Raw genomic sequence first — 23,151 nt, forward strand, 5'->3', positions numbered from 1 at the left:
TTCATCCTTCATTGGTGAAAGGAAAAAGAGATGAGCAAAATAGGAAATAGTGGGGGCGATTCCAAAAATACGCTTTATTGCTCATTCTGTGGCAAAAGCCAGCATGAGGTGCGTAAGCTTATTGCCGGGCCGACTGTTTTCATCTGTGATGAATGTGTCGAGTTGTGCATGGATATTATCCGTGAGGAAAACAAAACATCATCGGTTAAGTCCAGCGATGGTGTTCCGACACCTCAGGAAATCAAAGATGTGCTTGATGATTATGTCATCGGTCAAAATCATGCCAAACGCGTCTTGTCGGTTGCTGTTCATAATCATTATAAACGTTTGGCCCATCAATCGAAAAGTGCCGAGATCGAACTGGCAAAATCCAATATCATGTTGGTGGGGCCGACCGGTTGCGGTAAAACCTATCTGGCGCAGACACTGGCACGGATCATTGATGTACCTTTTACCATGGCTGATGCGACAACATTGACCGAGGCCGGTTACGTCGGTGAAGATGTTGAGAATATCATTCTCAAACTGTTGCAATCGGCTGATTATAATGTCGAACGGGCGCAACGCGGTATTGTTTATATCGATGAGGTCGATAAAATCAGCCGTAAAGCTGACAATCCTTCCATTACCCGTGACGTTTCGGGCGAGGGGGTGCAGCAGGCACTACTCAAGATTATGGAAGGTACTGTTGCTTCCGTGCCGCCACAGGGCGGGCGTAAACATCCACAGCAGGAATTCTTGCAGGTTGATACTACAAATATTCTATTTATTTGCGGTGGTGCTTTTGCCGGACTTGAAAAGATCATTTCTGCACGTGGAGAAAAGACTTCGATCGGTTTTGGTGCCAAAGTCAAGGGACCGGATGATCGTCGTGTTGGTGAAATTTTTCATGAGCTTGAGCCGGAAGATTTGTTGAAATTCGGCCTTATTCCTGAATTTATCGGGCGTCTGCCGGTGATTGCGACTCTGGAAGATCTTGATGTCGATGCTTTGGTGAAAATTCTTTCACAGCCGAAAAACGCGCTTGTAAAACAATACCAGCGTCTTTTCGAGATGGAAAATGTCGAGTTGACTTTCCATGATGATGCGCTGAAAGCCATTGCTAATCGGGCGATAGAACGTAAGACGGGCGCTCGTGGTCTGCGATCAATCATGGAAAAGATATTGCTGGATACCATGTTCGAATTGCCGACACTGGAAGGTGTACAGGAAGTTGCCGTTTCGGCAGAGGTTGTCGATGGCAAAGCCAAGCCGCTTTATATCTATGCTGAAAACAAAGGCGAAAAAGAAAACGCTTCTGCTTAATCATTCAAGACCGTTTCGTTATGGTCTTGAATTTTGGGAGATAGCTCCCAATTATAGGTTTCTGTGCATACTGTTTTTTTGCTGAAGAACCGGGAAAAGATAGTATGGCTCCGGGCTTGAAGCCCAAGAAAGGATAACTAAATGGATAATCAGTCACCGAAGACGGACGCAAAGGCTGCAGGGCTTTTCGCGGTGTTGCCGTTACGTGATATTGTTGTTTTCCCTCATATGATTGTACCGCTTTTTGTCGGGCGCGATAAATCAATTAGGGCCTTGGAAGAGGCTATGGGTGAGGATAAACAGATTTTATTGGCAACACAGAAAAACGCCAGTGACGATGATCCTAAGGATGAAGATATCTATGATATCGGAACATTGGCCAATGTGCTGCAATTGCTTAAATTGCCTGATGGTACCGTCAAGGTACTTGTTGAAGGTTCTACGCGCGCCAAGATTACATCATTTGTAGAAAACGAGGCTTTTCATCAAGCCCGTGCAGAAGCCTTGAATGAGCCTGAAGAAGACGATATCGAAATCGAGGCATTGTCGCGTTCGGTTGTTGCCGATTTTGAAAATTATGTGAAGCTCAACAAGAAGATTTCACCCGAGGTTGTTGGCGCTGTCGGCCAGATTGAAAGCCCTTCAAAACTGGCGGATACGGTAGCTTCACATTTGGCAATCAAGCTTTCTGAAAAGCAGGATATGCTGGCTTTGCTGTCTGTCCACGCCCGTCTTGAAAAAGCCCTTTCCTTTATGGAAGGTGAAATTTCGGTGTTGCAGGTTGAAAAGCGTATCCGTTCACGCGTTAAGCGCCAGATGGAAAAGACCCAGCGCGAATATTATCTTAACGAACAGATGAAGGCGATCCAGAAAGAGCTGGGTGACGGCGATGAAGGCCGTGACGAGCTTTCAGAACTTGAAGATCGTATCAAAAAAACCAAGCTGACCAAAGAAGCCCGTGACAAGGCTGAATCTGAAATGAAGAAATTGCGCAATATGTCGCCTATGTCTGCGGAAGCAACGGTTGTGCGTAATTATCTTGATTGGCTTTTGACGCTGCCTTGGGGCAAAAAATCTAAGATCAAAAAGGATTTGACCTTTGCCGAAAAGGTGATGAATGAAGAGCATTTCGGCCTTGATAAGGTTAAGGAACGTATTGTCGAATATCTTGCCGTGCAGGCTCGTTCTGCCAAGATAAAAGGTCCGATCATCTGTCTTGTCGGTCCTCCCGGTGTTGGTAAGACATCGCTGGCCCGTTCGATTGCTAAGGCAACTGGACGTGAATATGTCCGCATGTCATTGGGTGGCGTGCGTGACGAGGCTGAAATTCGCGGTCATCGGCGTACTTATATTGGTTCTATGCCAGGTAAGATTTTGCAATCGATCAAAAAGGTTAAAAAGGCTAATCCCTTGTTTCTTCTAGATGAAATTGACAAGATGGGGCAGGATTTCCGTGGTGATCCGTCATCAGCCTTGCTTGAAGTGTTGGATCCCGAACAGAATTCAACTTTCATGGATCACTATCTGGAAGTCGAATATGATCTTTCTGACGTTATGTTTGTGACGACAGCCAATACGCTTAATATTCCAGGTCCTTTGCTGGATCGTATGGAGATTATTCGTATCGCCGGCTATACCGAAGATGAAAAAATGGAGATTGTACGTCGTCATTTGTTGCCGAAAACGATCAAGGAACATTCCTTGTCGAAGAAGGAGTTTTCGGTTTCCGATGATGCTGTGCGCTCCATCATCCAGCATTATACCCGTGAAGCGGGTGTGCGTAGCCTTGAGCGCGAGCTGATGAAGCTTGGTCGTAAGGCTGTAACGGAGATCATGAAAACCGGCAAAAAATCGGTCAAGATTACCGATACAAATATTGCTGATTATCTTGGCGTCAAACGTTTCCGTTATGGGCAGATTGATGGTGAGGATCAGGTCGGTGTTGTAACCGGTCTGGCTTGGACGGAAGTCGGTGGTGAGCTGCTTACCATTGAAGGTGTCATGATGCCTGGTAAAGGTAAGATGACAGTGACGGGAAATCTGCGTGATGTGATGAAGGAGTCGATTTCGGCAGCGGCATCCTACGTGCGTTCGCGTGCTGTTGATTTTGGTATCGAACCGCCACTCTTTGACAAGCGTGATATCCACGTTCATGTGCCGGAAGGAGCAACTCCGAAAGACGGTCCTTCTGCTGGTATTGCGATGGTGACAACTATTGTTTCGGTGCTGACGGGTATTCCTATCCGCAAAGATATTGCCATGACGGGCGAAATTACTTTGCGGGGACGGGTTCTGCCGATTGGTGGATTGAAAGAAAAGCTGCTGGCAGCTTTGCGCGGTGGCATTAAAAAAGTTATGATACCGGAAGAAAACGCCAAGGACCTTGTCGATATTCCGGATAATGTCAAAAACAATATGGAAATCATTCCTGTGAGCCATGTCAGTGAAGTGCTGGAGCATGCGTTGGTGCGTCGTCCCGAGGCCATTGAGTGGGTTGAACCCAAGACACCGGTCGAATCAGCGGCAAAAGGTGATGAGGATCCCTCCGTTTCTATTGCCCATTGATTTATTATGAATGACATAAAAGATAACAAAAAGAGCGGGTTTCCCGCTTTTTTTTATTATCGAACTGTCTTTGTGATCAAAAAAACGCACTTGGAATGAAAAAAGCTGTGTTTATCCCATGAAAACCAGTGGTTACAGTGCTTTTTAGCCTTTTGTTTGTAAAGCTTTTGAATAAACTCGTGCCCAACCGGCATGCGTTATGTCGTCCGGTAGACAGAGAAAGGAAATACCGAATGAATAAGAATGAATTGGTTAGCTCCGTTGCTGAAAAAGCTGGCTTGTCCAAGACCAATGCAGCAGCAGCAGTTGACGCTTTCATTGCTTCTGTTACTGAAGCTTTGAAAAAAGGTGGCGATGTTCGCCTTCCAGGTTTTGGTTCTTTTGAAGTATCGCATCGCGCAGCAACAAAAGGCCGTAACCCTTCAACAGGTGCTGAAATCAAGATCGCTGCCCGTAACGTACCGAAGTTCTCGGCTGGTAAAGGCTTGAAAGAAGCTGTAAACAGCAAGTAATATGATGCTGCCGAAATAGTTTTGCGGGAGAAACCGTTGAGACTATAGGCGACATTTTTATAAGCCCGCCTTTATGGCGGGCTTTTTTATTGTGTCGTGCCGATCTGTTTTATGATGGAATAAATCTTCTTTTATGAAAGAATTGTGCGGATAATAGCTACCCTGCATGTTGAAATAGGAAACCTATGTTTTGTCTGTTTCCATAAAAGGCTGGACTCGGGCAATGAACTCGGCGAGTTCCTTGTTGTTCTTGTGCCTGTTATGTTTGCGAAACCAGGTACGGCGTAAAATTAGGCCACTTTCACCAATGCCATCAACCAGTACGACCTGTGGTGCATTATCACGCCATGCCAGAACAATATTGTCAGCCTTGAGGTCATGGTAGATATAGTCGGTGTTTTGGGCCCAATGGATAAATTCTTCAATCTCTGCTTTATAAAGGTGAATGTCGTCTTGGCGCTGTTCCAGTGGTTTGGCATAATGGCCGTCTTGATCTCGCTCGGCTTTAACGACCAGTCCCCAGCCGATATCGGTCCAGATCATACCGACAATCTGTACCATATGTTTGACGGTCTTAAGGCCCATCGGGTTGAGACGCATCATTTCCATCAGTTCTTTGAGATTGTTTGAATTACGGTTCCATGACTTGCGCCATCGGCGAAATCTCGACGATAAGGCAATCTTGTCTTCCCATGCATCTTTGGGAATTTTGATGAGATAGTCAGGATGTGAGGGATGACGATAAACCGCCCGTGTCATGCCTTCAAAGATCGGTTCTGCATCTTTTAGATGAACAATAAAATCGCCCTTTTTTCGGTTGGTAGACATGGTTTTTCCGTTCAGCGTTCAATCAGTCCGTTGACCATATTGACGGTCATTTCCTTGTAGTCAGAAATGATGACCGAGGGTTTGAAAGTGCTGACAGGTTGTTCGGTATAGCCGAAATCAACTGCAATGACAGGAATATCGGCGCCTTGTGCTGCTAGAATGTCGGCGCGGCTGTCGCCCACCATGACAGCTTGTGCTAGATCACCGCCAGCTTTTTCAATAGTCGAAATAATGTGGCGTGGATCAGGTTTGCGATAGCTGAATGTATCTCCGCCAATAATGACCTTGAAATGGTGGGTGGCACCCAGTCCATTGAGAAGGTGTCGTGCCAGATGTTCAAATTTGTTGGTGCAGACAGCCAGTATAAAACCTGCCTGATTCAAATCATCAAAAACACGATCCAACCCATTGAAAAATTTGGTTTTACCCGGCATGTTCTGTTCGTAATGATGAAGAAAAACTTGTAAAAGCCCATCGACACGTTTTTCTTCCGGTTTGATGTTTTGATATTCAAGTGCCCGTTCAATCATAATGCGCCCGCCCATGCCGACAAGGCGACGTAGATCACTGGGAGCATAGGCGGTTAGCCCATCTTTTTCGAGACAGAAATTGAGGCTTTCCAAGAGATCCGGTGCGGAATCAACAAGCGTTCCATCAAGATCAAAGACAACAATAGGCTGCATCGCTTTTCCTTTTTATCGTTGTTCATCAAGCCATTGGCGGCAATCATTCAAGGCACGGGCAGTGATTGCCTGCCTTTTGGCTGTGGTTTTTTCTTTGCCGCGTAATCTCTTACCTTCCGGCTTGACTATTTCAACGGGTGGGAAAAGTCCGAAATTGATATTCATTGGCTGGAATGAGCGTTTCCCTTCGTTTTCATCAATCAGATGGCCACCGGTAATATGATTGAGAAGTGCGCCGAAAGCGGATGTGATCGGTGGAAGGCAAGGCTTTTTACCCATGGCTTCAGCTGCAGCAAAGCATCCGGCTAATAAACCGATAGAGGCAGATTCAACATAGCCTTCACAGCCGGTTATCTGTCCGGCAAAACGTAGACGCGGCATGGATTTGAGCCGCAAGCTTTCATCCAGAAGCGCCGGAGAGTTGAGATAGGTGTTGCGATGTAGGCCACCAAGACGGGCAAATTCTGCTTTTTCCAAGCCCGGAATCATACGAAAAATTTCAGTTTGGGCACCGTATTTCAGTTTTGTCTGGAAGCCGACCATATTGTAAAGCGTGCCCAGCGCATTATCCTGACGTAATTGTACAACCGCATAAGCTTTGACGTCCGGATTGTGGGCATTGGTCAACCCCATCGGTTTCATTGGGCCGTGGCGCAAGGTTTCGGGGCCACGTTCCGCCATGACTTCAATCGGTAGACATCCATCGAAATAGGGCGTTTTCTCGAAATCACGAAATTCTGTTTTCTCGCCTTTTATCAGTGCATCAATAAAGGCGTAATATTGGTCTTTGTCGAGTGGGCAATTGATGTAATCCTTACCTGTGCCGCCGGGGCCGACTTTGTCATAACGGGACTGAAACCAGCAAATATCCATATTGATGGAATCGGTGTGGATGATCGGAGCAATAGCATCGTAAAAGGAAAGCGCTTCTTCGCCATTTTGTTTCTGGATGGCTTGTGCAAGCCCTTGTGAAGTCAATGGGCCGGTTGCAATAATAACATTACCCCATTCTTGCGGCGGTAGGGCGCTAATCTCGTCACGGTCAATTGTAATGTTCGGATGGGCGTAAATGCGTGTTGTGACTTCTTCGGCAAACTTTTCACGGTCAACTGCCAAAGCACTGCCTGCCGGCACCTGATGGGCATCGGCTGCTGCCATAATCAGTGAGTTGGCCATCCGCATTTCAGCATGCAGCAGGCCAACCGCATTATTATCCGCATCATCGGACCGGAAAGAATTGGAGCAGACGAGTTCTGCCAGCTTATCCGTTTTATGGGCATCGGTATTGCGAATGCCGCGCATTTCGTGCAAAACAACATGGCAACCGGCATTGGCTAATTGCCAAGCCGCCTCACTGCCAGCAAGGCCGCCGCCGATAATGTGGATGGTAGGATCAGATTGTGCTTTCATAAAGCTTCTTTAGACCAAGCGTGAGGCGCTGAAAAGCGAAGATTGGCGTAGTCAAACGGATTTGCGATTAAAATAGGCGTGGCACGTTATTTTGGGACCGTTGATAGATCATTGATGGGGCGAAAGTGGATGATAAAGAAATGTTTGTGTTTTTTGGTTCTATGTTATGTCGGAGGCAATGTGTCTTTATGGCCTGCATATGCACAGACAACTAGCCTACAAATGACTAGTCCGCGTTTTCGTGTTTGTCATGGTTATGACTGCCACTATCGCACCATTGTCGTATTAAATGATTCTAATCTGAAGGCCATTGCGTCTCTATTTGTTGCGGTTGATAGTGCTATAGCTGAACGTGAGGCAATCAAAAGAGCGGTAGCAATTTTTGAGGAACGTGCAACTGAGGTCATCGGTGTGCGCGATGAGCCCAAAATGGCTTTCGGCCGTTCTAAGCGTAAAGGGCAGATGGATTGTGTTGATGAGTCGACTAATACGGACGCATTTTTGCAGTTTTTAAAATCGGCGGGGCTTATGCGCTATCATAATGTCGTGGCAAAAGATTCGCGCGGGTTTTTCCTGGATGGGCGTTATCCACATTGGACCGCGGTTATTATGGATGGAAATAAAACAAAATGGGCTGTTGATTCATGGTATGGCGCAGGCGGGGACGAGCCTGACATTATGCCTTTGAAAGAGTGGAAGAAACGTGGCCGCAAGGGCGGGCGTTAAATGGGAGTATATAGCCGTTATGATAGGAAGGTGCCGACTGTATAGTCGTTTGTCATATTATACATTCGCCTTATAGAAGAAGATTCAGATACGATTTTTACCTATGATGGTTTGCGCTGATGCAGTAAAACGGCCATCCATAGTCATCATAGCTTGTCCTATTTTATGGAATAAGCATTTTAAGTGCCACAAAGCAGAAAGAGTATGTGATTAAAACGCTATTATATGGCGTTTGAATATGGTTTGAGATACATTGGTTACAGTTTTTTGCTGTGTTTATTGTCTGAACCGGCTTTTTTCCTTTGATTGCTTGAAATTGGATGATATAGAAACGCGCGCTTGCTAAAGGTTTTATGATAGGCTGTGTCAATATTACCGGTTTTCCGGTATGAATATGGTCAATCGGCGGATATGGCGAAATTGGTAGACGCACCAGATTTAGGTTCTGGCGGGAGACCGTGGGGGTTCGAGTCCCTCTATCCGCACCATAAACCCCCCTTTTATCAAGGGATGCAGAAGAATTTGAAAACATCATTATGGTGTTTGTGAAATAAATGCATCGTTATGATGCTCGAATGAAAATGATTGAACACGGAGCAAATGCTCCCATAAAGAAGTGAAGGTTGTCCGATGCAGGTTACTGAGCAGCTCAATAAGGGATTGAAGCGCGAGATCAAGGTTGTGATTCCCGCTAAAGACCTGGAAGCGAAACTGAATGAAAAGCTTGATGATGCCAAAGACAAGGTTAAGCTCAACGGTTTCCGTCCGGGCAAAGTGCCTGCCGCTCATCTGCGCAAGATGTATGGCCGTTCATTTATGGCCGATGTCATCAACGATATTTTGCGTGAGGCACCTGTTTCGATTTTGTCAGATCGTAAAGAGCGTTCAGCTACACAGCCGCAGCTTGATATGAATGAAGATGAAAAAGAAGCTGAAAAGGTTCTTGCAGGCAAAGCCGATTTTGTTTTTACCTTGAAATATGAAGTCTTGCCGAAAGTTGATCTCAAAGATGTTACTAAAATTGCGGTAACGCGTGAAGTTGTTGATATTCCTGCCAAGGATATTGATGCGCAAGTCGAGCGCGTTCTTGCCAATACACGCACCTTTACCGAGAAAAAAGGTAAAGCCGAAGACGGTGATCGCGTAACAATGGATTATCTCGGCAAACTCAATGGCGAACCATTTGAAGGCGGAGCCGATAATGACGCGCAATTGGTTTTGGGTTCCAAGCAGTTTATTCCCGGTTTCGAGGAACAGTTGATCGGTACCAAAGCCGGTGACAAGACCACGATTGAAGTGACATTTCCTGAAAACTATGGTGCTGCCCATCTTGCCGGACAGAAAGCGACGTTTGATGTTACTGTCAAGGAAGTGGCCAAGGCTGATGCTGTTAAGGTTGATGATGAAGCTGCCAAGAAACTTGGCATTGAATCAATTGCCAAATTGCGTGAACTGGTTCAGCAGCAGCTTGAAAGCCAGTATGGCAATATGACTCGCCAGAAGGTAAAGCGTCAGATTCTGGATGCGCTTGATAAGGATTATGAGCTTGAAACGCCTGAAACGCTGGTGGATGTCGAGTTCAATAATATCTGGGCGTCGATCAATGCAGAGCTTGAACAGGCTGGACGCACTTTTGAAGACGAAGATACAACAGAAGATGAAGCGCGTAAGGAATACCGCAAGCTGGCGGAACGCCGTGTACGTCTTGGTCTTGTCATGTCGGAAATTGGTGAAAAAGCCGGTGTAGAAGTTTCTGAAGAAGAATTGCAGCGCGCTGTATTTGATCAGGTTCGTCAATATCCGGGTCAGGAAAAGGAAGTAATGGAATTCTTCCGTCGTACACCGGATGCCGTTGCCAATTTGCGGGCGCCGATTTTTGAAGAAAAAGTCATCGACCATCTTTTGGGTCAGGTCAAGGTAACCGATAAGAAGGTTTCAGTTGAAGAGCTGATGAAAGACGACGAAGACGAAGCAGCGCCGAAGAAAAAAGCTGCTTCCAAGAAGAAGGCTGATGATAGCGCCGAGAAGAAGGCGCCAGCCAAAAAAGCACCGGCTAAGAAAAAAGCCGATTGATCGTTGTTAATGTTGATTTGAAAACCCGGCTTTGTGCCGGGTTTTTTTATTGAACGGTTCAAAGGAGTGAAATGGCCGAGAGGGCAATGGATAGGGCGAAAAACAGATTGAGAAGGCGTTGCGCCTTTATGCTGCGAAGACGGCTGAGCAGCACTTGTCCGCTGATAATCCATAGACCGTGTGACAGGATAGATACCAGCATGAAGCCGATAATCATCTGTATCAGCATGGATGTACTGTTGGTCCATGTAGATTGAGAAAATAAAGCGAGCAGCATGGTGTGGATTTTGGGGTTGAGGCAGACCGATAAAAACCCGTCAATGAGACCGAGGTGCGTGATCGATGATGGCTGATCCGCTTTTTTGATTTGAAAGGCAGCTTGGATGAAAGTCCATGTCAAATAGGCAAGAAAGAGAATGCCTGCCCATTTCAGAAAAAACACGGCGCCGTGTGAAGCGTGAATGAATTCACCGAGACCGAAAGCATAGAGGGCGCTCAAGAAAAGGTCGCCGATTTCAAAACCGATCCAAAAACAGATGGATCCTTTAATTCTATATTGGGTGCCCATCGCCGCCAATATTGTATTGCCGGGGCCGGGGCTGATGACCATCGGTACGATAAATCCTAAAAATTGCAGCCATATTGTCCAAGTTGCCATGTTGCTCCGTCATGTTTTGTCGTGAGGAAATTCCAATTGTCTAGCGCATCTTTTTTTGTCGATGAAAATGATTTATTCTTATTCTTTCAATAAGGAGAGCTAATCGAGTGAATAAAATACCGCCATTGTCGGCTTTGCGGGTTTTTGAAGCCGCCGCCCGCCATATGAATTTTACGCAAGCGGCTGACGAACTTTGTGTAACGCAGGCTGCTGTCAGCCATCAGATCAAGAGCCTTGAAGACTGGTTCGGCTTTCCTTTATTCATTCGTCGCGGTCATCAATTGGTGCTGACACTTGAAGGCAAGACCTATCAAAAGGAGTTGGCGGATATTTTTGTCCGTTTGGCACAAACAACACATGATCTTTATGATTTACATAAAAAGACGGTCAGGATAACAGTTTTGCCGTCTTTCGCCAGTTGCTGGCTGCTTCCGCGTCTTGGTGTTTTTAAGGCGCGATATGGTGATATATCGGTTCATATCAATAGCTCGATCGATATTTGGTCTTTTGATCAGGATGGATTTGATCTTGCGATACGCTCCGGTCAGGGCGGCTGGAAGAAGGTTGTCAGTGAATGGATTGCCAATGAAGCCTTGTCACCGCTTTGCAATCCGTCTTTTGCGGATTATCACCGGATTGAAGAGGCGCAGGATGTTTTTAACTGTTGTCGCCTTTACGATACGCCGAAAAAAAACTGGCTTAACTGGTTAAGGCAATATGGTCTTCATGATTCCAAAAAGGGCGACCGTTTGGTATTTGATGATCACGGGCAGATGCTGCAGGCTGCGATGAACGGGCAGGGTGTTGCCATGGGGCGTCTGTTTCTGGCCAATGATTTTATAAAGGCAGGTCGTCTCATGCGTCTGTTCGATGGTTCTTCTATTGCCAATGATTATGCCTATTGGCTTGTCTATCCGGCGGATCGGCTGAAACATGAGCCGACACGGCTTTTCCGTGAATGGCTGATGGAAGAAGCGGCAAAGAGCAGGCTTGAATGATGGTTTATCGATAATTTAATGCGGGTTGATCATGATTTTCATCGGACAATGAGTGCTAAGACTTGCCTTTACGGGCACTTTGTTTTAGCCAATAAAGTCATTATTGGATATGAAATGGTATAAAATGACCCTTGTTGATACCCGTATAACAGAAGCAAAGCGTTTGATTCCCGGTGCAACCGGCGATTGGGAAGTGATCATTGGCATGGAAGTGCATGCCCAGGTTCTGTCGCAATCCAAACTGTTCTCCGGTGCTTCAACGACTTTCGGTTCGGCCCCGAATAATAATGTCTCGTTGGTGGATGCCGCGATGCCCGGTATGCTGCCGGTCATTAATAGGGAATGCGTACGTCAGGCTGTGCGTACAGGTCTGGGCTTGAAGGCACAGATCAATCTGAAATCTGTTTTTGACCGCAAGAACTATTTTTATCCGGATTTGCCGCAAGGTTACCAGATATCGCAGTTTAAACAGCCTATTGTCGGCGAGGGGAAGATTACCATTTCTGTTGGTCCCGATAATAAGGGACAATTCGAGGATATTGAAATCGGTATCGAGCGGTTGCATCTGGAGCAGGATGCCGGCAAGTCCATGCATGACCAGCATCCTTCCATGTCTTTTGTCGATCTGAACCGTTCCGGTGTCGCTTTGATGGAAATCGTCTCCAAGCCTGATTTGCGTTCATCCGATGAAGCTAAAGCCTATATGACCAAATTGCGTACGATTGTGCGTTATCTTGGGACTTGTGATGGCAATATGGATGAAGGCTCGATGCGTGCCGACGTCAATGTTTCAGTACGCCGGCCGGGTGAGCCTTTCGGTACACGCTGTGAAATCAAGAATGTCAATTCTATCCGTTTTATTGGTCAGGCGATTGAATACGAGGCCCATCGCCAGATTGCTGTTTTGGAAGATGGCGGCACGATTGATCAGGAAACCCGCCTGTTTGATGCGGCCAAAGGTGAAACACGTTCGATGCGTTCTAAGGAAGAGGCGCATGATTATCGTTATTTCCCTGATCCAGATCTTATGCCGCTTGAGTTCGATCAGGCTTTTGTTGATGAATTGGCGCGTGATTTGCCGCGATTGCCGGATGAAATCAAGGAACATCTGGTTCAGGATATGGGATTAACGGCTTATGATGCTTCTATTCTGGTAACAGAAAAGGCCATTGCCGACTATTTTGATGAAGTTGCCAAGGGACGTGATGGCAAGCTTGCAGCCAATTGGGTTATTAATGATCTGCTGGGGGCCTTGAACAAGGCTAGCCTTGATATCGAGCAGACACCGGTCAGGCCTGAACAGCTGGGTGTGATTATTGATTTGATCAAGGAAGGTACGATTTCCGGCAAGATCGCCAAGGACCTTTTCGAGATTATCTGGAATGAGGGCGGTGATCCACGTGAGGTTGTTGAAAAACGTGGATTGAAACAGGTAACCGATACCGGTGCTATCGAGAAAGCTGTTGATGATGTTATGGCCGCCAATCCCGATAAGGTGGCGCAGGCCAAGGAAAAACCGACCTTGGCCGGCTGGTTTGTCGGTCAGGTTATGAAATCGACAGGCGGAAAAGCAAATCCGCAAGCTGTCAATGATCTTGTAAAGGCCAAATTGGGAATCGAGTGAGGGGATAATGTGGCTGAGAACAGCTTCTAAAGATGATCTTGAAGAGATACAGAAACTTCTAAAAGAGACATGGCACGCAACGTATGATGATATGATTGGTGTTGAGGCGGTCAGCCGCCTTAGTGATGAGATGCATTCTCTGGAAATGCTGAAAAAATACCTTTCCCGTCCACATAGCGAGTACATTGTCGCGGATGATGGCGAAAGTCTTCATGGTGTTGCTTATGCTGCACAAGGTGCGGTTAAAAGCGATCCGGATGCTGTAAAGCTGTTTCAGCTTTATGTTAGACCGGAAAGCCAGAGTCAGGGAATCGGCCGTCAGCTATTGATCGAGATTGAAGAGTCTTTCCCCAATGCACGTCGGATTCGGCTTGATATTTTTGAAAAAAACAGTCGGGCTATACAATTTTACGAGAGCCAGGGGTACAAGCAATCGGTCAAAAAGGCGCAGGATGGTGACTTTCCCGAGATTTCGATGGAAAAATCGATCTTTTGATTAAACAATAAAAAGCCTTGCTTTTCGGGGGTATGAGCGCCATAAAGACTGCAAGGCAAAGCTTGAAATTGCATAGGCAAGGAGCTGAAGGACATGGCTGGTTTTCTAAAGCAGACCTTTACTTGGTGGAATGGTAACACCATCAATACGCGTTTTTTTACTTGGCGCAAAGGAAAGCGTGTGGGTGAAGACCAATTCGGCAATGTCTATTATGAAGGCAGCATGCACAAGGATGGTTATCCGCGTCGCTGGGTCATTTATAAGAATTATTCTGAAGCTTCGACTATTCCTGCAGGTTGGCATGGTTGGATGCATCATCGTACAGATACACCGCCAAGTGCAGAAAATTATAAGGCTCGTGATTGGGAAAAAAGTCATTTACCCAACATGACCGGTACATCACAAGCCTATACACCGAAAGGCTCTATTGCCCATCATGGCAGCCGACCACAGGTGACAGGCGATTATGATGCTTGGACACCGGAAAAAAAATGATCTTTGTTTGCCCCTTGTCTCGCCATAATTGAGATCTACAAAGGGATCTTGTCTGTCAGGAATGTGAGCTATTACGCCCTTGTTGTCATTGTTTTATAAAATCTTCGAGCGCGCTACAGCTTTGTCCGGGGCTATTTTATTGTGTGGTCTTGTCACTACGGCCCATGCTGAACGTGTGAGCAATCCGGTCGCTGAATTTTCCGGTCTTGATAAGATTACCGGCCGTATTACTTCATTTGATGTCTATATCGGTGAAACATACCAGTTTGGTGCTTTGCAGGTGACACCGCGTGCCTGTTATACTAGCTCGACTGATGAGGCGACCCGTACGGATGGTTTTGTCGAGGTTGACGAGATTACGTTGGATAAGAAAATACAGCGTATTTTTACCGGCTGGATGTTTGCTGATAGTCCGGGTTTGAATGCGGTCGAACATCCGATCTACGATGTGTGGCTGACAAATTGTAAGCAACAGTCCAAGGTTCCACCGCCACAATAGGGTGGCAGGAAAAGATATTTTTTCATTATAAAAAAACAGCTCAAATATATGGGGTGAAATAGCTAATCCTTTAATAAGATTAGCTATTTTTTCTGATATAAGTCATTGGCTATAATTTATAATGGCGTATCTCATTGCCACGTTCCAATTGCTTGTTACGTAGCGCGAGAGACTGCTTCTTGCTTTCGTTTCTTTCCTCTTTCAGACAATCCAGCATATATATTATTTGCTGCACGGCTTTGGCCTTGTTGCGATGTTGTGAGCGTTCATTGCGTGATATGACACACAGTCCGGTTGGCAGATGGGTGGCGCGAACCGCACTATCTGTTGTGTTTTGGTGTTGGCCACCGGGGCCGCCAGCGCGCATCGTATCAAAACGGATGTCACGCATATCGAGATCGTGGGTGACATCGGCATTATCATCTTCAATCACGCTAACGCCGACATACCAGTTTTTTCGTTTGTGGTTTGGGCGTAGCGGACTTTGAAAAGTGAAGCGGATGGAACCTATAAAGGTGCGGGCGAGTTGCTCTGCATTTGGTCCTTCCAGTGTGATAATAGCGGAGGAGGGGCCGTGATTATCGATAACACGGCCATATACAGTTTGGCAGTTGCTTCCTTGTGCTTCGGCATTTTTTTTAATGTCTTTTATAAGATGTGAAAGGGCAATACGGCATTCCGCTGGACCTTCACCACTGGTGATAAAAAGATGGATGTGTTCAGACATCTTTTTTTCCTTTCCGATCAAGATGAATACTGCGATCCATTATTGCTTTTTTGTATGTAATGATGGGACGCATAGCAGCTATTGGTTCTGCTAGTTTACGTAATTCGAGCTGGCGTATAACGGCCATGCTATCCTTGTAGGCTTGTGGGGATTCTTCGATAATCAATTGGCGATCATCGCAGATAATATGGCCGCCCCATTGATTACGCTGCATGGATTCACGTTTTGAACGCGGTTTGCCGATTCGCCCGATCATGGAACTACGGTCATATTTGCGCCCTGAGCCATGTGATAGTGAAAACTGGGCGGAAGCAATTTTTTCTCCCGGTTTTACTATAAAGCTTAACGAATCGCGCGAGCCGGCGATGGGAAGCATAGTACCTGTTGCAATTGCTGCGCCTTTTCGATGCAGATAATGGCCATTGATTTTCTCAATCATATTATGCGGTATGTCGCATAGGCATTTAAAATCGACCTTTAGGGCTCTGGCGGCTTTTAAAGCAATAAGCTGGCGATTAAGCCGTGCCCAAAGTAAGGCCTGATCATGCACTTTCATATAGGTATTCGCATCATCGCTGGATGGTTCAAAGCCCGTCATGTCAGCCTTTGTACGGTCAAGTATCTGTTGGCCTATTCCGCGCGATCCTGAATGGACAAGCAGATAAGCATAGGCCGGATCTATTGCACCTGAAATATAATTATCTTGAACCATTTGCAGTTCACAAAAATGGTTGCCACCGCCAATCGTGCCCAATGAGAAGCTGTCGAGTGCGGGATCGATTCCGGCGTCCGCCATATGTGTTTCAAGGTCTATAATAGGGCGCTGATCCATCTCTCTTAATCGGTCGGCTGTTTTATCAAGTCGGATAGAACGGACCTTAAGATCAAGCTGATAGATGGCCATGCCACAGCCGATGTCATTGCCAATCAGCAATGGATAAAGGCGATGGGCAAGAAATGCCATTCCGACAGGGCCGAATTTGCCTGGGTGTAGATCGGGAAAAGCATCCACCGCCAGACTGTCGGGTAATGCGGCTATTTGGGAAAGTTGTTCGAGTGCTTTGTCCTCAATCCAGAAATTGTCATCGAAATGATGTTGAATCAATGTTTTTTGCATCGCCAAGGATTGCGATGCCTCAAGTTGATCATATGTCAAAATAAAATCCTGATAACGAACAGATACGCCTGATTGGCGCATAATTGAATGGCTGTTAGTGGAAAGCCCTTGAAGGGCGTGTTGTATAATATGTCATTTTATACACCCCTTTGTTCGATTTCAGATGGCCTCTTCTGTCATGCCTTGTCAGCATATTCAAGAGTCGGATAAGTCTCTATTTTCAAATTTTTACTGCTGTATCCATATTGCAACAGTTGCCCGCATGCATCCGCTAGGCACTGATAAGCTTGGCGTAAGGATCGGCTGGTAGTTTATTTGTATTCAAGGGACAGATTATGGTTTTTTATAAAAAGCATCTTGCCGTTTTTCTTACGCTTCTCGGCTTTCTATTTTTTTCCGGGTGCCAGTTAGCAACCCAGCCCGGTGTCAAGCACGACTATAATACCAGGGTGACTGAAGTTTCGTCCAAAAGTTATTATTTTACCAATAATCCCTTGATTCAGCTTGAAATGCAGGCAAAATGGATTTCTAATCAGGGCTATGTCATTGATACAGTGGCAACATCGACCAATTCCAATGATTTGATGCTGAGTATGGCCTGGTCAAATAAACGCAATTACCGTTATGTCGCGCGTGAAGCTGGTACAATTGCCTGTACCATTGGTTGTACCAATACAGAAGCCGGTCGTCTTTTTATTCCTGAAAAAGAATTTCGTGAATATGCCCAGAGCGGTTTTACCTTCAAACTCGTCGGTGTCGGTAATTATGTGGATGGCTATCTGGCTCCTCGCGCTTTCCAGCAGGTGCTCGATCAAATGCAGAATATGCCAAAATATTGATGTCATTGTAGAAAAATCCACCTGTTTTGTCTTGTTAACCACGGCAGGGCAAATCTCTTTTTCTCTTCGTCAGAGCGCGTTACTTTAATGCGTTATTGATTGTAAGCGGATGGTGTTCGGTAAGGGGGGATAGCAATGGTAAGACAGTGTATCGTGATAATTACGGCATTATGGATGGCATTGATGACATCAATGGCTTCCTATGCGGCAGATATATTGGCCGAGGTCAATGTGAAGAACCAGACCATGACTGTCAAACAGGATGGTAAAATCCTTTACAACTGGAAAGTATCAACCGGTCGCAAAGGCTATACAACACCGGGTGGCAGTTATAAACCACAGCGCATGCATACGATGTGGCGGTCACGTAAATATAATAACTCGCCAATGCCTTATGCCATATTCTATCATAATGGCTATGCCATTCATGGTACCAATGCGGTTGGTCGTCTTGGTCGTCCTGCCAGTCATGGCTGTGTGCGGCTCAAGACCGCTAATGCTAAAATCCTCTATAATATGGTCAAACAGTCCGGCCCTGAAAATATGCAGATTGTGATACGGCATTAGGAGATTGCATATACATTTATGGCTGTTCATGAAGATTTGCTTTATATGCGTTTTATACATTTTGTCGTAATTGATAGGATGTACATCAAATGAACGGCAGGTAAGAACTGATGCGTGAAAAAGCTTTTAATATATCGACGGTTGTTACCCTTTTGGTTTTTGCCTATGCAATGGCATTTTTTATTTTAAATTATGGGATCAATCCTGAAGACCGTGCATATGTTTTTGCACGCTTTGCATTCAATCCCGGTTTATATACGTTGAGCTTTCAAGAGTCCTGGTTTTCGATCTTTACCTATAGTTTTGTCTATTATGATGATTTTACTGTTTTTATCGTCAATATGGCATGGCTGATTGTTTTTGGGTCGCCATTGGCCAATCGTATAGGCGTACGGTCGTTTGTTTTTTTCTGGATTGTGACCTCTATCTTGTCGGCTTTGATTATCTACATCAGTGCCAGTCAAGCTTTAGGCTTTGTTTCAGGAAGCTATTCTTTCGTTTCTGCAATGATTGGGGCAGGTGCACGCTATAATTTTCAAAGAGTGAAATTGCCATCGGAACAAACTGAATTTAAAGGTCCGGTCTTAACGATAAGGCAAGTAATGAATTGTCCTTTGGCCCTAGCTCTTATAGGGGGATGGCTCACATGGAATCTTGTGTGCATGGTGGTGTTTGGTAATGTTGATCCATTGATTTTAACCGAACCGAGCAATGATGTTGAAATTAACATGACAGGAAGCCCTTTGAATTGGCAGATATGCATGGTGGCTTTGCTCGTTGGTTTTTTCCTTATTGGCTATTTTGACCGTCGGCAAGATAGGGGTGCTTGATTATTTCAGATATTGTCTGGCCGCATAAAGGGCGATGGCTGCTGCATTGGAGACATTTAGAGACTTGATCTCTCCCGGCATGTCAAGGCGGGCAAGGGCGCTTACTGTCTCGCGCGTTTTTTGTCGCAGACCTTTGCCTTCAGCACCTAAAACAAGCGCTATTTTTTTGCCTGAAAATGTTGGTTCCAAAGGCTGAGGCCCTTCTGAATCAAGGCCGAAGGTTGAAAAACCCGCCTGATGGATCTGGTCAAGCGCTTCAGCCAGATTTCGCACGGTGATATGATCGATCATTTCTAGCGCTCCAGAGGCAGACTTTGCCAAGACACCGCTTTCTTGCGGGCTGTGGCGGGCCGTCGTTACCAGGGCGCCGGCATTGAATGCCACGGCTGAACGCATAATCGCGCCGACATTATGCGGATCAGTGACCTGATCAAGGACGATAATGAGGTTTGATGATGAAAGTTCGTTTAAAGAACGGGGCTTGAGCGGATTAGCTTCTAGCATGATACCTTGATGAACGGCATCAGAACCCAATTCACGATCAAGGTCGCGTGGCTCTACAATCTCTGCTTCAAGTGGTAGAGCCGATTCGTCTATATCCAGTCGTGAAAGCGCATTACGTGTAGCCAATAGGCGATGGCAGACACGGCGCTTGTTTTGTAAGGCTGCAGCAACTGTGTGTAACCCGTAAAGGCGTACTTTTCCATTGTCTGTTGTTTTGCCTTCAAAATACGGACGTGCTCTCTGTGGGGCCGGGCCTGTCCGTTTGGAATCACGATGCTGGCGGCGTAGCCGCGCATAATGGGAATCTTTAGGTGTTTTTTCGTTCATTGCGTATTCATAGCGGTTTGTAGTCTTTCCAGATAGTCAAAATCGACATAAATAAAAATAAATCGCGCATTTTCAAAAGAAGCTGATGAAAGCGGTTGACACAAAGGTTACTAATCGGCATAACCGCCACCGCAAAGCATATTTACAAATTGTTGATATGCTATGCGGTGATACCTCATCGCGCAACTCTGTCGGTAGTATATGGAGGGGTGCCCGAGTGGTTAAAGGGGACGGACTGTAAATCCGTTGCGTACGCTACGTTGGTTCGAATCCAACCCCCTCCACCACTACTGGTACAGAGATAGCGCGGGTATAGCTCAATGGTAGAGCAGCAGCCTTCCAAGCTGAATATGCGGGTTCGATTCCCGCTACCCGCTCCAGTGATTAGGTGACACTTTTTTTGAAGTGGACGGAATCTTCCGTCTTAGTGGTATGGAGCCGGGCCGCTTTAGCGGGTCGGTTAAATTCAGTTCTGATATCCTTGTATGTCAAGGATGCTAAACAAGACGAGAGATAGACGGCGATGGCAAAGAGTAAATTTGAACGTAATAAACCGCACGTAAACATTGGCACGATTGGTCACGTTGACCATGGTAAGACCTCACTGACAGCGGCGATTACGAAATTTTTTGGTGAGTTCAAGGCGTATGACCAGATTGATGCTGCTCCTGAAGAGCGTGCACGCGGTATTACGATTTCGACAGCTCACGTTGAATATGAAACAGAAAACCGTCACTATGCACACGTTGACTGCCCTGGTCACGCTGACTATGTGAAGAACATGATCACCGGTGCTGCGCAGATGGATGGTGCTATTCTTGTTGTTTCTGCAGCTGACGGCCCGATGCCCCAGACACGTGAGCACATTTTGCTTGCCCGTCAGGTTGGTGTTCCTGCGATTGTTGTATTCCTGAACAAGGTTGATCAGGTTGACGATGAAGAGCTTCTTGAATTGGTTGAATTGGAAGTTCGTGAACTTCTTTCGAAGTATGACTTCCCTGGAGACGAAATTCCGATCGTGAAGGGTTCTGCTCTTGCTGCTCTTGAAGATAGCAATAAGACAATCGGTGAAGATGCTGTTCGTCTGTTGATGAGCGAAGTTGATGCTTATATTCCGACACCTGAACGTCCTGTTGATCAGCCGTTCTTGATGCCGATTGAAGATGTTTTCTCGATTTCGGGTCGTGGTACAGTTGTGACCGGTCGTGTTGAGCGTGGTGTTGTCAAGGTTGGTGAAGAAATCGAAATCGTCGGTATTCGTCCGACTTCGAAGACGACAGTCACCGGCGTTGAAATGTTCCGTAAGCTTCTTGATCAGGGTGAAGCTGGTGATAACATCGGTGCGCTGCTTCGTGGTGTTGAACGTGATGGTATTGAGCGTGGTCAGGTTCTGGCTAAGCCGGGTTCTGTTACACCGCACACGAAATTTAAGGCAGAAGCCTATATTCTGACGAAGGAAGAGGGTGGTCGTCATACACCGTTCTTTACAAACTATCGTCCTCAGTTTTATTTCCGTACCACAGACGTTACCGGTATTGTAACGCTTCCTGAAGGTACAGAAATGGTTATGCCTGGTGATAATGTTGCCGTTGATGTTGCTTTGATCGTGCCGATCGCCATGGAAGAAAAGCTCCGCTTTGCTATCCGTGAAGGTGGTCGTACCGTCGGTGCTGGCATCGTCGCCAAAATCATCGAGTAATTTGATTTTGATAGGTGGTATATTTTGCCGCCTATTGTAGGGGTATAGCTCAGTTGGTAGAGCGGCGGTCTCCAAAACCGCAGGTCGCGAGTTCGAGCCTTGCTGCCCCTGCCATTTACTTACAGGAAAAAGCTTCGGTCACGCCGGAGCTTTTTCTTTTGAGTGTCTGGCCATTTTATCTGTTCAAAGGGCTTGTGTTTCGCCGCATGATTGGGTATTGAAGTGGCTCATTGATTGGGGCGCGTAAGGCTGATATTGGCTTTCCGCGTCTTAACTGTATGTTTTTTAACGATTTAAATCGTGTAGATGACATTGAACCGGGATCTAGAATAGCAATGGCTAAAACCAATCCGATAACATTTATCAAACAGGTACGTTCGGAAACCGCCAAGGTGACTTGGCCGAACCATCGTGAAACGGTTATTTCAACCGTGCTGGTTTTCGTGATGGCGCTTTTGGCTGGCTTTTTTCTGTTCTTTGCCGACCGGATTATTGATTTTGGTTTATGGCAGATGATCGGTTTTTTTGAGCGTCTATTTTAATTTGTAGAATTTTTGATTGTAAGGGAACGTCACTGTGGCCGCGCGTTGGTATATTGTTCAGGCATATTCGAACTTTGAAAAGAAGGTCGCTGAGGCTATTGAAAAAGAAGCCAGACTGAAAGGTCTGGATCATTTGTTTGAGAAAATTTTGGTGCCGACCGAAAAGGTTGTAGAGGTGCGTCGTGGTCGTAAGGTCGATTCCGAGCGTAAATTCTTTCCCGGTTATGTTTTGGTGCGTGCCCAGTTGACGGATGAAGCTTATCATCTAATCAAGAATACGCCTAAGGTCACCGGATTCTTGGGCTCTGATTCCAAGCCTGTGCCAATTTCTGACCGTGAAGCCGAACAGATTTTGATGCAGGTTCAAGAGGGTGTTGAACGTCCCAAGGCTTCTGTCTCTTTCGAAGTTGGCGAGCAAGTTCGAGTGGCAGATGGTCCGTTTGCATCTTTTAATGGTATTGTTCAGGAAGTTGAAGAAGAGCGCTCCCGTTTGAAAGTGGAAGTTTCGATCTTCGGTCGTGCAACGCCTGTTGATCTTGAATTTGGTCAGGTTGAAAAGCTTTGATCATCTTACTGCCGTAATATGATGTTACGGTATAACTTGGTGGAAGGAGAGGGCAGCTTAGCCGGTTGTTTAAACCGTACCACCAGACTGCAACGCCGGGCTTCCGGCATTTTGAATGAAGGCAGAAAAATATGGCTAAAAAAATTGCTGGCCAGTTGAAGCTGCAGGTTCCGGCAGGGGCGGCCAATCCGTCTCCTCCGATTGGGCCTGCTTTGGGTCAACGTGGTATCAATATCATGGAATTCTGTAAGGCTTTTAATGCAGCTTCGCAGGAAATGGAAAAGAACGCGCCGATTCCGGTCGTTATCACTTATTATCAGGACAAGTCCTTCACCTTCACAATGAAGACTCCGCCCGTTTCCTTTTTCTTGAAAAAGGAAGCCAAATTGAAGTCGGGTTCCAAAGAGCCGGGCAAGATTGTTGCGGGTCAGATTTCGCGTGACAAGGTGCGTGCTATCGCAGAAGCCAAGATGAAAGATCTTAATGCAAATGACATTGAGTCGGCTATACGTATGGTTGAAGGTTCAGCCCGTTCAATGGGCCTGGAAGTGGTGGGCTGAGA

The 23,151-nt window shown here is 46.1% G+C and carries 23 protein-coding genes, 4 tRNA genes and 1 pseudogene; 21 read left to right on the plus strand and 7 right to left on the minus strand.

Going from position 1 to position 23,151, the window contains the following annotated elements:
• Positions 1–30 precede the first annotated feature (30 nt).
• From clpX to ACYZ97_RS03285, 3 genes are all read left to right on the plus strand, one after another.
• A complete protein-coding gene (gene clpX / locus ACYZ97_RS03275; RefSeq protein WP_473300068.1) occupies positions 31–1,305 on the plus strand; it encodes an ATP-dependent Clp protease ATP-binding subunit ClpX in 1,275 nt (424 codons plus the stop codon).
• 141 nt (positions 1,306–1,446) lie between these two features.
• Complete coding sequence (gene lon / locus ACYZ97_RS03280; RefSeq protein ID WP_473300069.1) at positions 1,447–3,870, plus strand: endopeptidase La; 2,424 nt, start codon at positions 1,447–1,449, stop codon at positions 3,868–3,870.
• A 233-nt stretch (positions 3,871–4,103) separates the two neighbouring features.
• Positions 4,104–4,382, plus strand: a complete 279-nt coding sequence (locus ACYZ97_RS03285; protein ID WP_473300070.1) for an HU family DNA-binding protein — start codon at positions 4,104–4,106, stop codon at positions 4,380–4,382.
• 183 nt (positions 4,383–4,565) lie between these two features.
• Here the strand turns inward: ACYZ97_RS03285 and ACYZ97_RS03290 are convergent, their stop codons facing one another.
• From ACYZ97_RS03290 to trmFO, 3 genes are read right to left on the minus strand one after another with little or no spacing between them, the layout of a single operon-like run.
• On the minus strand, positions 4,566–5,210 hold the full coding sequence (locus ACYZ97_RS03290) for a YrbL family protein (protein ID WP_473300071.1): 645 nt from the start codon (positions 5,208–5,210) through the stop codon (positions 4,566–4,568).
• An 11-nt stretch (positions 5,211–5,221) separates the two neighbouring features.
• Positions 5,222–5,893, minus strand: coding sequence for an HAD family hydrolase (locus tag ACYZ97_RS03295; protein ID WP_473300072.1), 672 nt, complete (start codon positions 5,891–5,893; stop codon positions 5,222–5,224).
• A gap of 12 nt (positions 5,894–5,905) precedes the next feature.
• Complete coding sequence (trmFO, locus tag ACYZ97_RS03300; protein WP_473300073.1) at positions 5,906–7,303, minus strand: methylenetetrahydrofolate--tRNA-(uracil(54)-C(5))-methyltransferase (FADH(2)-oxidizing) TrmFO; 1,398 nt, start codon at positions 7,301–7,303, stop codon at positions 5,906–5,908.
• Positions 7,304–7,483: 180 nt separating this feature from the next.
• On the opposite strand from trmFO, the gene ACYZ97_RS03305 reads away from it, so the two are divergent.
• From ACYZ97_RS03305 to tig, 3 genes are all read left to right on the plus strand, one after another.
• Complete coding sequence (locus tag ACYZ97_RS03305) at positions 7,484–8,029, plus strand: hypothetical protein (RefSeq protein ID WP_473300074.1); 546 nt, start codon at positions 7,484–7,486, stop codon at positions 8,027–8,029.
• A 405-nt stretch (positions 8,030–8,434) separates the two neighbouring features.
• Positions 8,435–8,517: transfer RNA gene (locus tag ACYZ97_RS03310), tRNA-Leu, on the plus strand.
• 142 nt (positions 8,518–8,659) lie between these two features.
• Positions 8,660–10,102, plus strand: coding sequence for a trigger factor (gene tig, locus ACYZ97_RS03315; RefSeq protein WP_473300075.1), 1,443 nt, complete (start codon positions 8,660–8,662; stop codon positions 10,100–10,102).
• Between the two features lie 58 nt (positions 10,103–10,160).
• Here the strand turns inward: tig and ACYZ97_RS03320 are convergent, their stop codons facing one another.
• On the minus strand, positions 10,161–10,760 hold the full coding sequence (locus tag ACYZ97_RS03320; RefSeq protein WP_473300076.1) for a LysE family translocator: 600 nt from the start codon (positions 10,758–10,760) through the stop codon (positions 10,161–10,163).
• Between the two features lie 107 nt (positions 10,761–10,867).
• On the opposite strand from ACYZ97_RS03320, the gene gcvA reads away from it, so the two are divergent.
• The 5 genes and pseudogenes from gcvA to ACYZ97_RS03345 all read left to right on the plus strand — a co-directional run.
• Positions 10,868–11,758 (plus strand): transcriptional regulator GcvA, encoded by an 891-nt coding sequence (gene gcvA, locus ACYZ97_RS03325; RefSeq protein WP_473300077.1) that lies wholly within the window; start codon positions 10,868–10,870, stop codon positions 11,756–11,758.
• Between the two features lie 124 nt (positions 11,759–11,882).
• Positions 11,883–13,382, plus strand: a complete 1,500-nt coding sequence (gene gatB, locus ACYZ97_RS03330; RefSeq protein ID WP_473300078.1) for an Asp-tRNA(Asn)/Glu-tRNA(Gln) amidotransferase subunit GatB — start codon at positions 11,883–11,885, stop codon at positions 13,380–13,382.
• 7 nt (positions 13,383–13,389) lie between these two features.
• Positions 13,390–13,878, plus strand: coding sequence for a GNAT family N-acetyltransferase (locus tag ACYZ97_RS03335; protein WP_473300079.1), 489 nt, complete (start codon positions 13,390–13,392; stop codon positions 13,876–13,878).
• A gap of 93 nt (positions 13,879–13,971) precedes the next feature.
• Positions 13,972–14,373, plus strand: a complete 402-nt coding sequence (locus ACYZ97_RS03340; RefSeq protein WP_473300080.1) for an NADH:ubiquinone oxidoreductase subunit NDUFA12 — start codon at positions 13,972–13,974, stop codon at positions 14,371–14,373.
• A gap of 160 nt (positions 14,374–14,533) precedes the next feature.
• A pseudogene (locus ACYZ97_RS03345) lies at positions 14,534–14,872 on the plus strand (DUF2155 domain-containing protein); the annotation flags it as partial.
• 109 nt (positions 14,873–14,981) lie between these two features.
• Here the strand turns inward: ACYZ97_RS03345 and prfH are convergent.
• Both prfH and ACYZ97_RS03355 read right to left on the minus strand, forming a co-directional pair.
• Complete coding sequence (prfH, locus tag ACYZ97_RS03350) at positions 14,982–15,599, minus strand: peptide chain release factor H (RefSeq protein ID WP_473300081.1); 618 nt, start codon at positions 15,597–15,599, stop codon at positions 14,982–14,984.
• Positions 15,592–16,755, minus strand: a complete 1,164-nt coding sequence (locus ACYZ97_RS03355; protein ID WP_473300082.1) for an RNA ligase RtcB family protein — start codon at positions 16,753–16,755, stop codon at positions 15,592–15,594. The genes prfH and ACYZ97_RS03355 overlap by 8 nt, the downstream gene beginning before the upstream one ends.
• Positions 16,756–17,051: 296 nt before the next feature.
• Between ACYZ97_RS03355 and ACYZ97_RS03360 the strand changes: the two genes are divergently transcribed.
• The 3 genes from ACYZ97_RS03360 (at position 17,052) to ACYZ97_RS03370 (ending at position 18,952) form a co-directional block, all read left to right on the plus strand.
• Positions 17,052–17,555: a hypothetical protein gene (locus ACYZ97_RS03360; protein ID WP_473300083.1), complete on the plus strand. Its 504-nt coding sequence runs from the start codon at positions 17,052–17,054 to the stop codon at positions 17,553–17,555.
• A gap of 135 nt (positions 17,556–17,690) precedes the next feature.
• A complete protein-coding gene (locus tag ACYZ97_RS03365; protein ID WP_473300084.1) occupies positions 17,691–18,122 on the plus strand; it encodes a L,D-transpeptidase in 432 nt (143 codons plus the stop codon).
• Positions 18,123–18,232: 110 nt separating this feature from the next.
• Positions 18,233–18,952 carry a rhomboid family intramembrane serine protease gene (locus ACYZ97_RS03370; protein WP_473300085.1) on the plus strand — a complete coding sequence of 240 codons (720 nt, stop codon included), beginning with the start codon at positions 18,233–18,235 and terminating at the stop codon, positions 18,950–18,952.
• Here ACYZ97_RS03370 and ACYZ97_RS03375 read toward each other — a convergent pair whose 3' ends face one another.
• On the minus strand, positions 18,953–19,783 hold the full coding sequence (locus tag ACYZ97_RS03375) for a TrmH family RNA methyltransferase (protein ID WP_473300086.1): 831 nt from the start codon (positions 19,781–19,783) through the stop codon (positions 18,953–18,955).
• Between the two features lie 203 nt (positions 19,784–19,986).
• On the opposite strand from ACYZ97_RS03375, the gene ACYZ97_RS03380 reads away from it, so the two are divergent.
• The 7 genes from ACYZ97_RS03380 (at position 19,987) to rplK (ending at position 23,149) form a co-directional block, all read left to right on the plus strand.
• Positions 19,987–20,070: transfer RNA gene (locus ACYZ97_RS03380), tRNA-Tyr, on the plus strand.
• A 19-nt stretch (positions 20,071–20,089) separates the two neighbouring features.
• Positions 20,090–20,163, plus strand: a tRNA-Gly gene (locus tag ACYZ97_RS03385).
• Positions 20,164–20,306: 143 nt separating this feature from the next.
• A complete protein-coding gene (gene tuf / locus ACYZ97_RS03390) occupies positions 20,307–21,482 on the plus strand; it encodes an elongation factor Tu (RefSeq protein ID WP_473300087.1) in 1,176 nt (391 codons plus the stop codon).
• 38 nt (positions 21,483–21,520) lie between these two features.
• Positions 21,521–21,596: transfer RNA gene (locus ACYZ97_RS03395), tRNA-Trp, on the plus strand.
• Between the two features lie 221 nt (positions 21,597–21,817).
• Entirely contained in the window at positions 21,818–22,024 is a 207-nt protein-coding gene (gene secE, locus ACYZ97_RS03400; protein ID WP_473300088.1) for a preprotein translocase subunit SecE, read from the plus strand.
• Between the two features lie 34 nt (positions 22,025–22,058).
• Positions 22,059–22,589 carry a transcription termination/antitermination protein NusG gene (gene nusG / locus ACYZ97_RS03405; RefSeq protein ID WP_473300089.1) on the plus strand — a complete coding sequence of 177 codons (531 nt, stop codon included), beginning with the start codon at positions 22,059–22,061 and terminating at the stop codon, positions 22,587–22,589.
• A 131-nt stretch (positions 22,590–22,720) separates the two neighbouring features.
• Positions 22,721–23,149, plus strand: coding sequence for a 50S ribosomal protein L11 (gene rplK / locus ACYZ97_RS03410; RefSeq protein ID WP_473300090.1), 429 nt, complete (start codon positions 22,721–22,723; stop codon positions 23,147–23,149).
• The last annotated feature ends 2 nt before the right edge of the window (positions 23,150–23,151 follow it).

It is taken from the genome of Bartonella sp. bp_1 (assembly GCF_055808085.1).

Coding starts and splice junctions, on each gene's coding strand:
- tig (WP_473300075.1), top strand. CDS start 8,660: ATGCAGGTTACTGAGCAGCTCAATAAGGGATTGAAGCGCGAGATCAAG.
- ACYZ97_RS03320 (WP_473300076.1), bottom strand. CDS start 10,760: ATGGCAACTTGGACAATATGGCTGCAATTTTTAGGATTTATCGTACCG.
- secE (WP_473300088.1), top strand. CDS start 21,818: ATGGCTAAAACCAATCCGATAACATTTATCAAACAGGTACGTTCGGAA.
- ACYZ97_RS03375 (WP_473300086.1), bottom strand. CDS start 19,783: ATGAACGAAAAAACACCTAAAGATTCCCATTATGCGCGGCTACGCCGC.
- ACYZ97_RS03335 (WP_473300079.1), top strand. CDS start 13,390: ATGTGGCTGAGAACAGCTTCTAAAGATGATCTTGAAGAGATACAGAAA.
- ACYZ97_RS03290 (WP_473300071.1), bottom strand. CDS start 5,210: ATGTCTACCAACCGAAAAAAGGGCGATTTTATTGTTCATCTAAAAGAT.
- rplK (WP_473300090.1), top strand. CDS start 22,721: ATGGCTAAAAAAATTGCTGGCCAGTTGAAGCTGCAGGTTCCGGCAGGG.
- ACYZ97_RS03365 (WP_473300084.1), top strand. CDS start 17,691: ATGGTAAGACAGTGTATCGTGATAATTACGGCATTATGGATGGCATTG.
- lon (WP_473300069.1), top strand. CDS start 1,447: ATGGATAATCAGTCACCGAAGACGGACGCAAAGGCTGCAGGGCTTTTC.
- trmFO (WP_473300073.1), bottom strand. CDS start 7,303: ATGAAAGCACAATCTGATCCTACCATCCACATTATCGGCGGCGGCCTT.
- prfH (WP_473300081.1), bottom strand. CDS start 15,599: ATGTCTGAACACATCCATCTTTTTATCACCAGTGGTGAAGGTCCAGCG.
- ACYZ97_RS03285 (WP_473300070.1), top strand. CDS start 4,104: ATGAATAAGAATGAATTGGTTAGCTCCGTTGCTGAAAAAGCTGGCTTG.
- clpX (WP_473300068.1), top strand. CDS start 31: ATGAGCAAAATAGGAAATAGTGGGGGCGATTCCAAAAATACGCTTTAT.
- ACYZ97_RS03340 (WP_473300080.1), top strand. CDS start 13,972: ATGGCTGGTTTTCTAAAGCAGACCTTTACTTGGTGGAATGGTAACACC.
- ACYZ97_RS03295 (WP_473300072.1), bottom strand. CDS start 5,893: ATGCAGCCTATTGTTGTCTTTGATCTTGATGGAACGCTTGTTGATTCC.
- ACYZ97_RS03370 (WP_473300085.1), top strand. CDS start 18,233: ATGCGTGAAAAAGCTTTTAATATATCGACGGTTGTTACCCTTTTGGTT.
- gatB (WP_473300078.1), top strand. CDS start 11,883: ATGACCCTTGTTGATACCCGTATAACAGAAGCAAAGCGTTTGATTCCC.
- tuf (WP_473300087.1), top strand. CDS start 20,307: ATGGCAAAGAGTAAATTTGAACGTAATAAACCGCACGTAAACATTGGC.
- ACYZ97_RS03360 (WP_473300083.1), top strand. CDS start 17,052: ATGGTTTTTTATAAAAAGCATCTTGCCGTTTTTCTTACGCTTCTCGGC.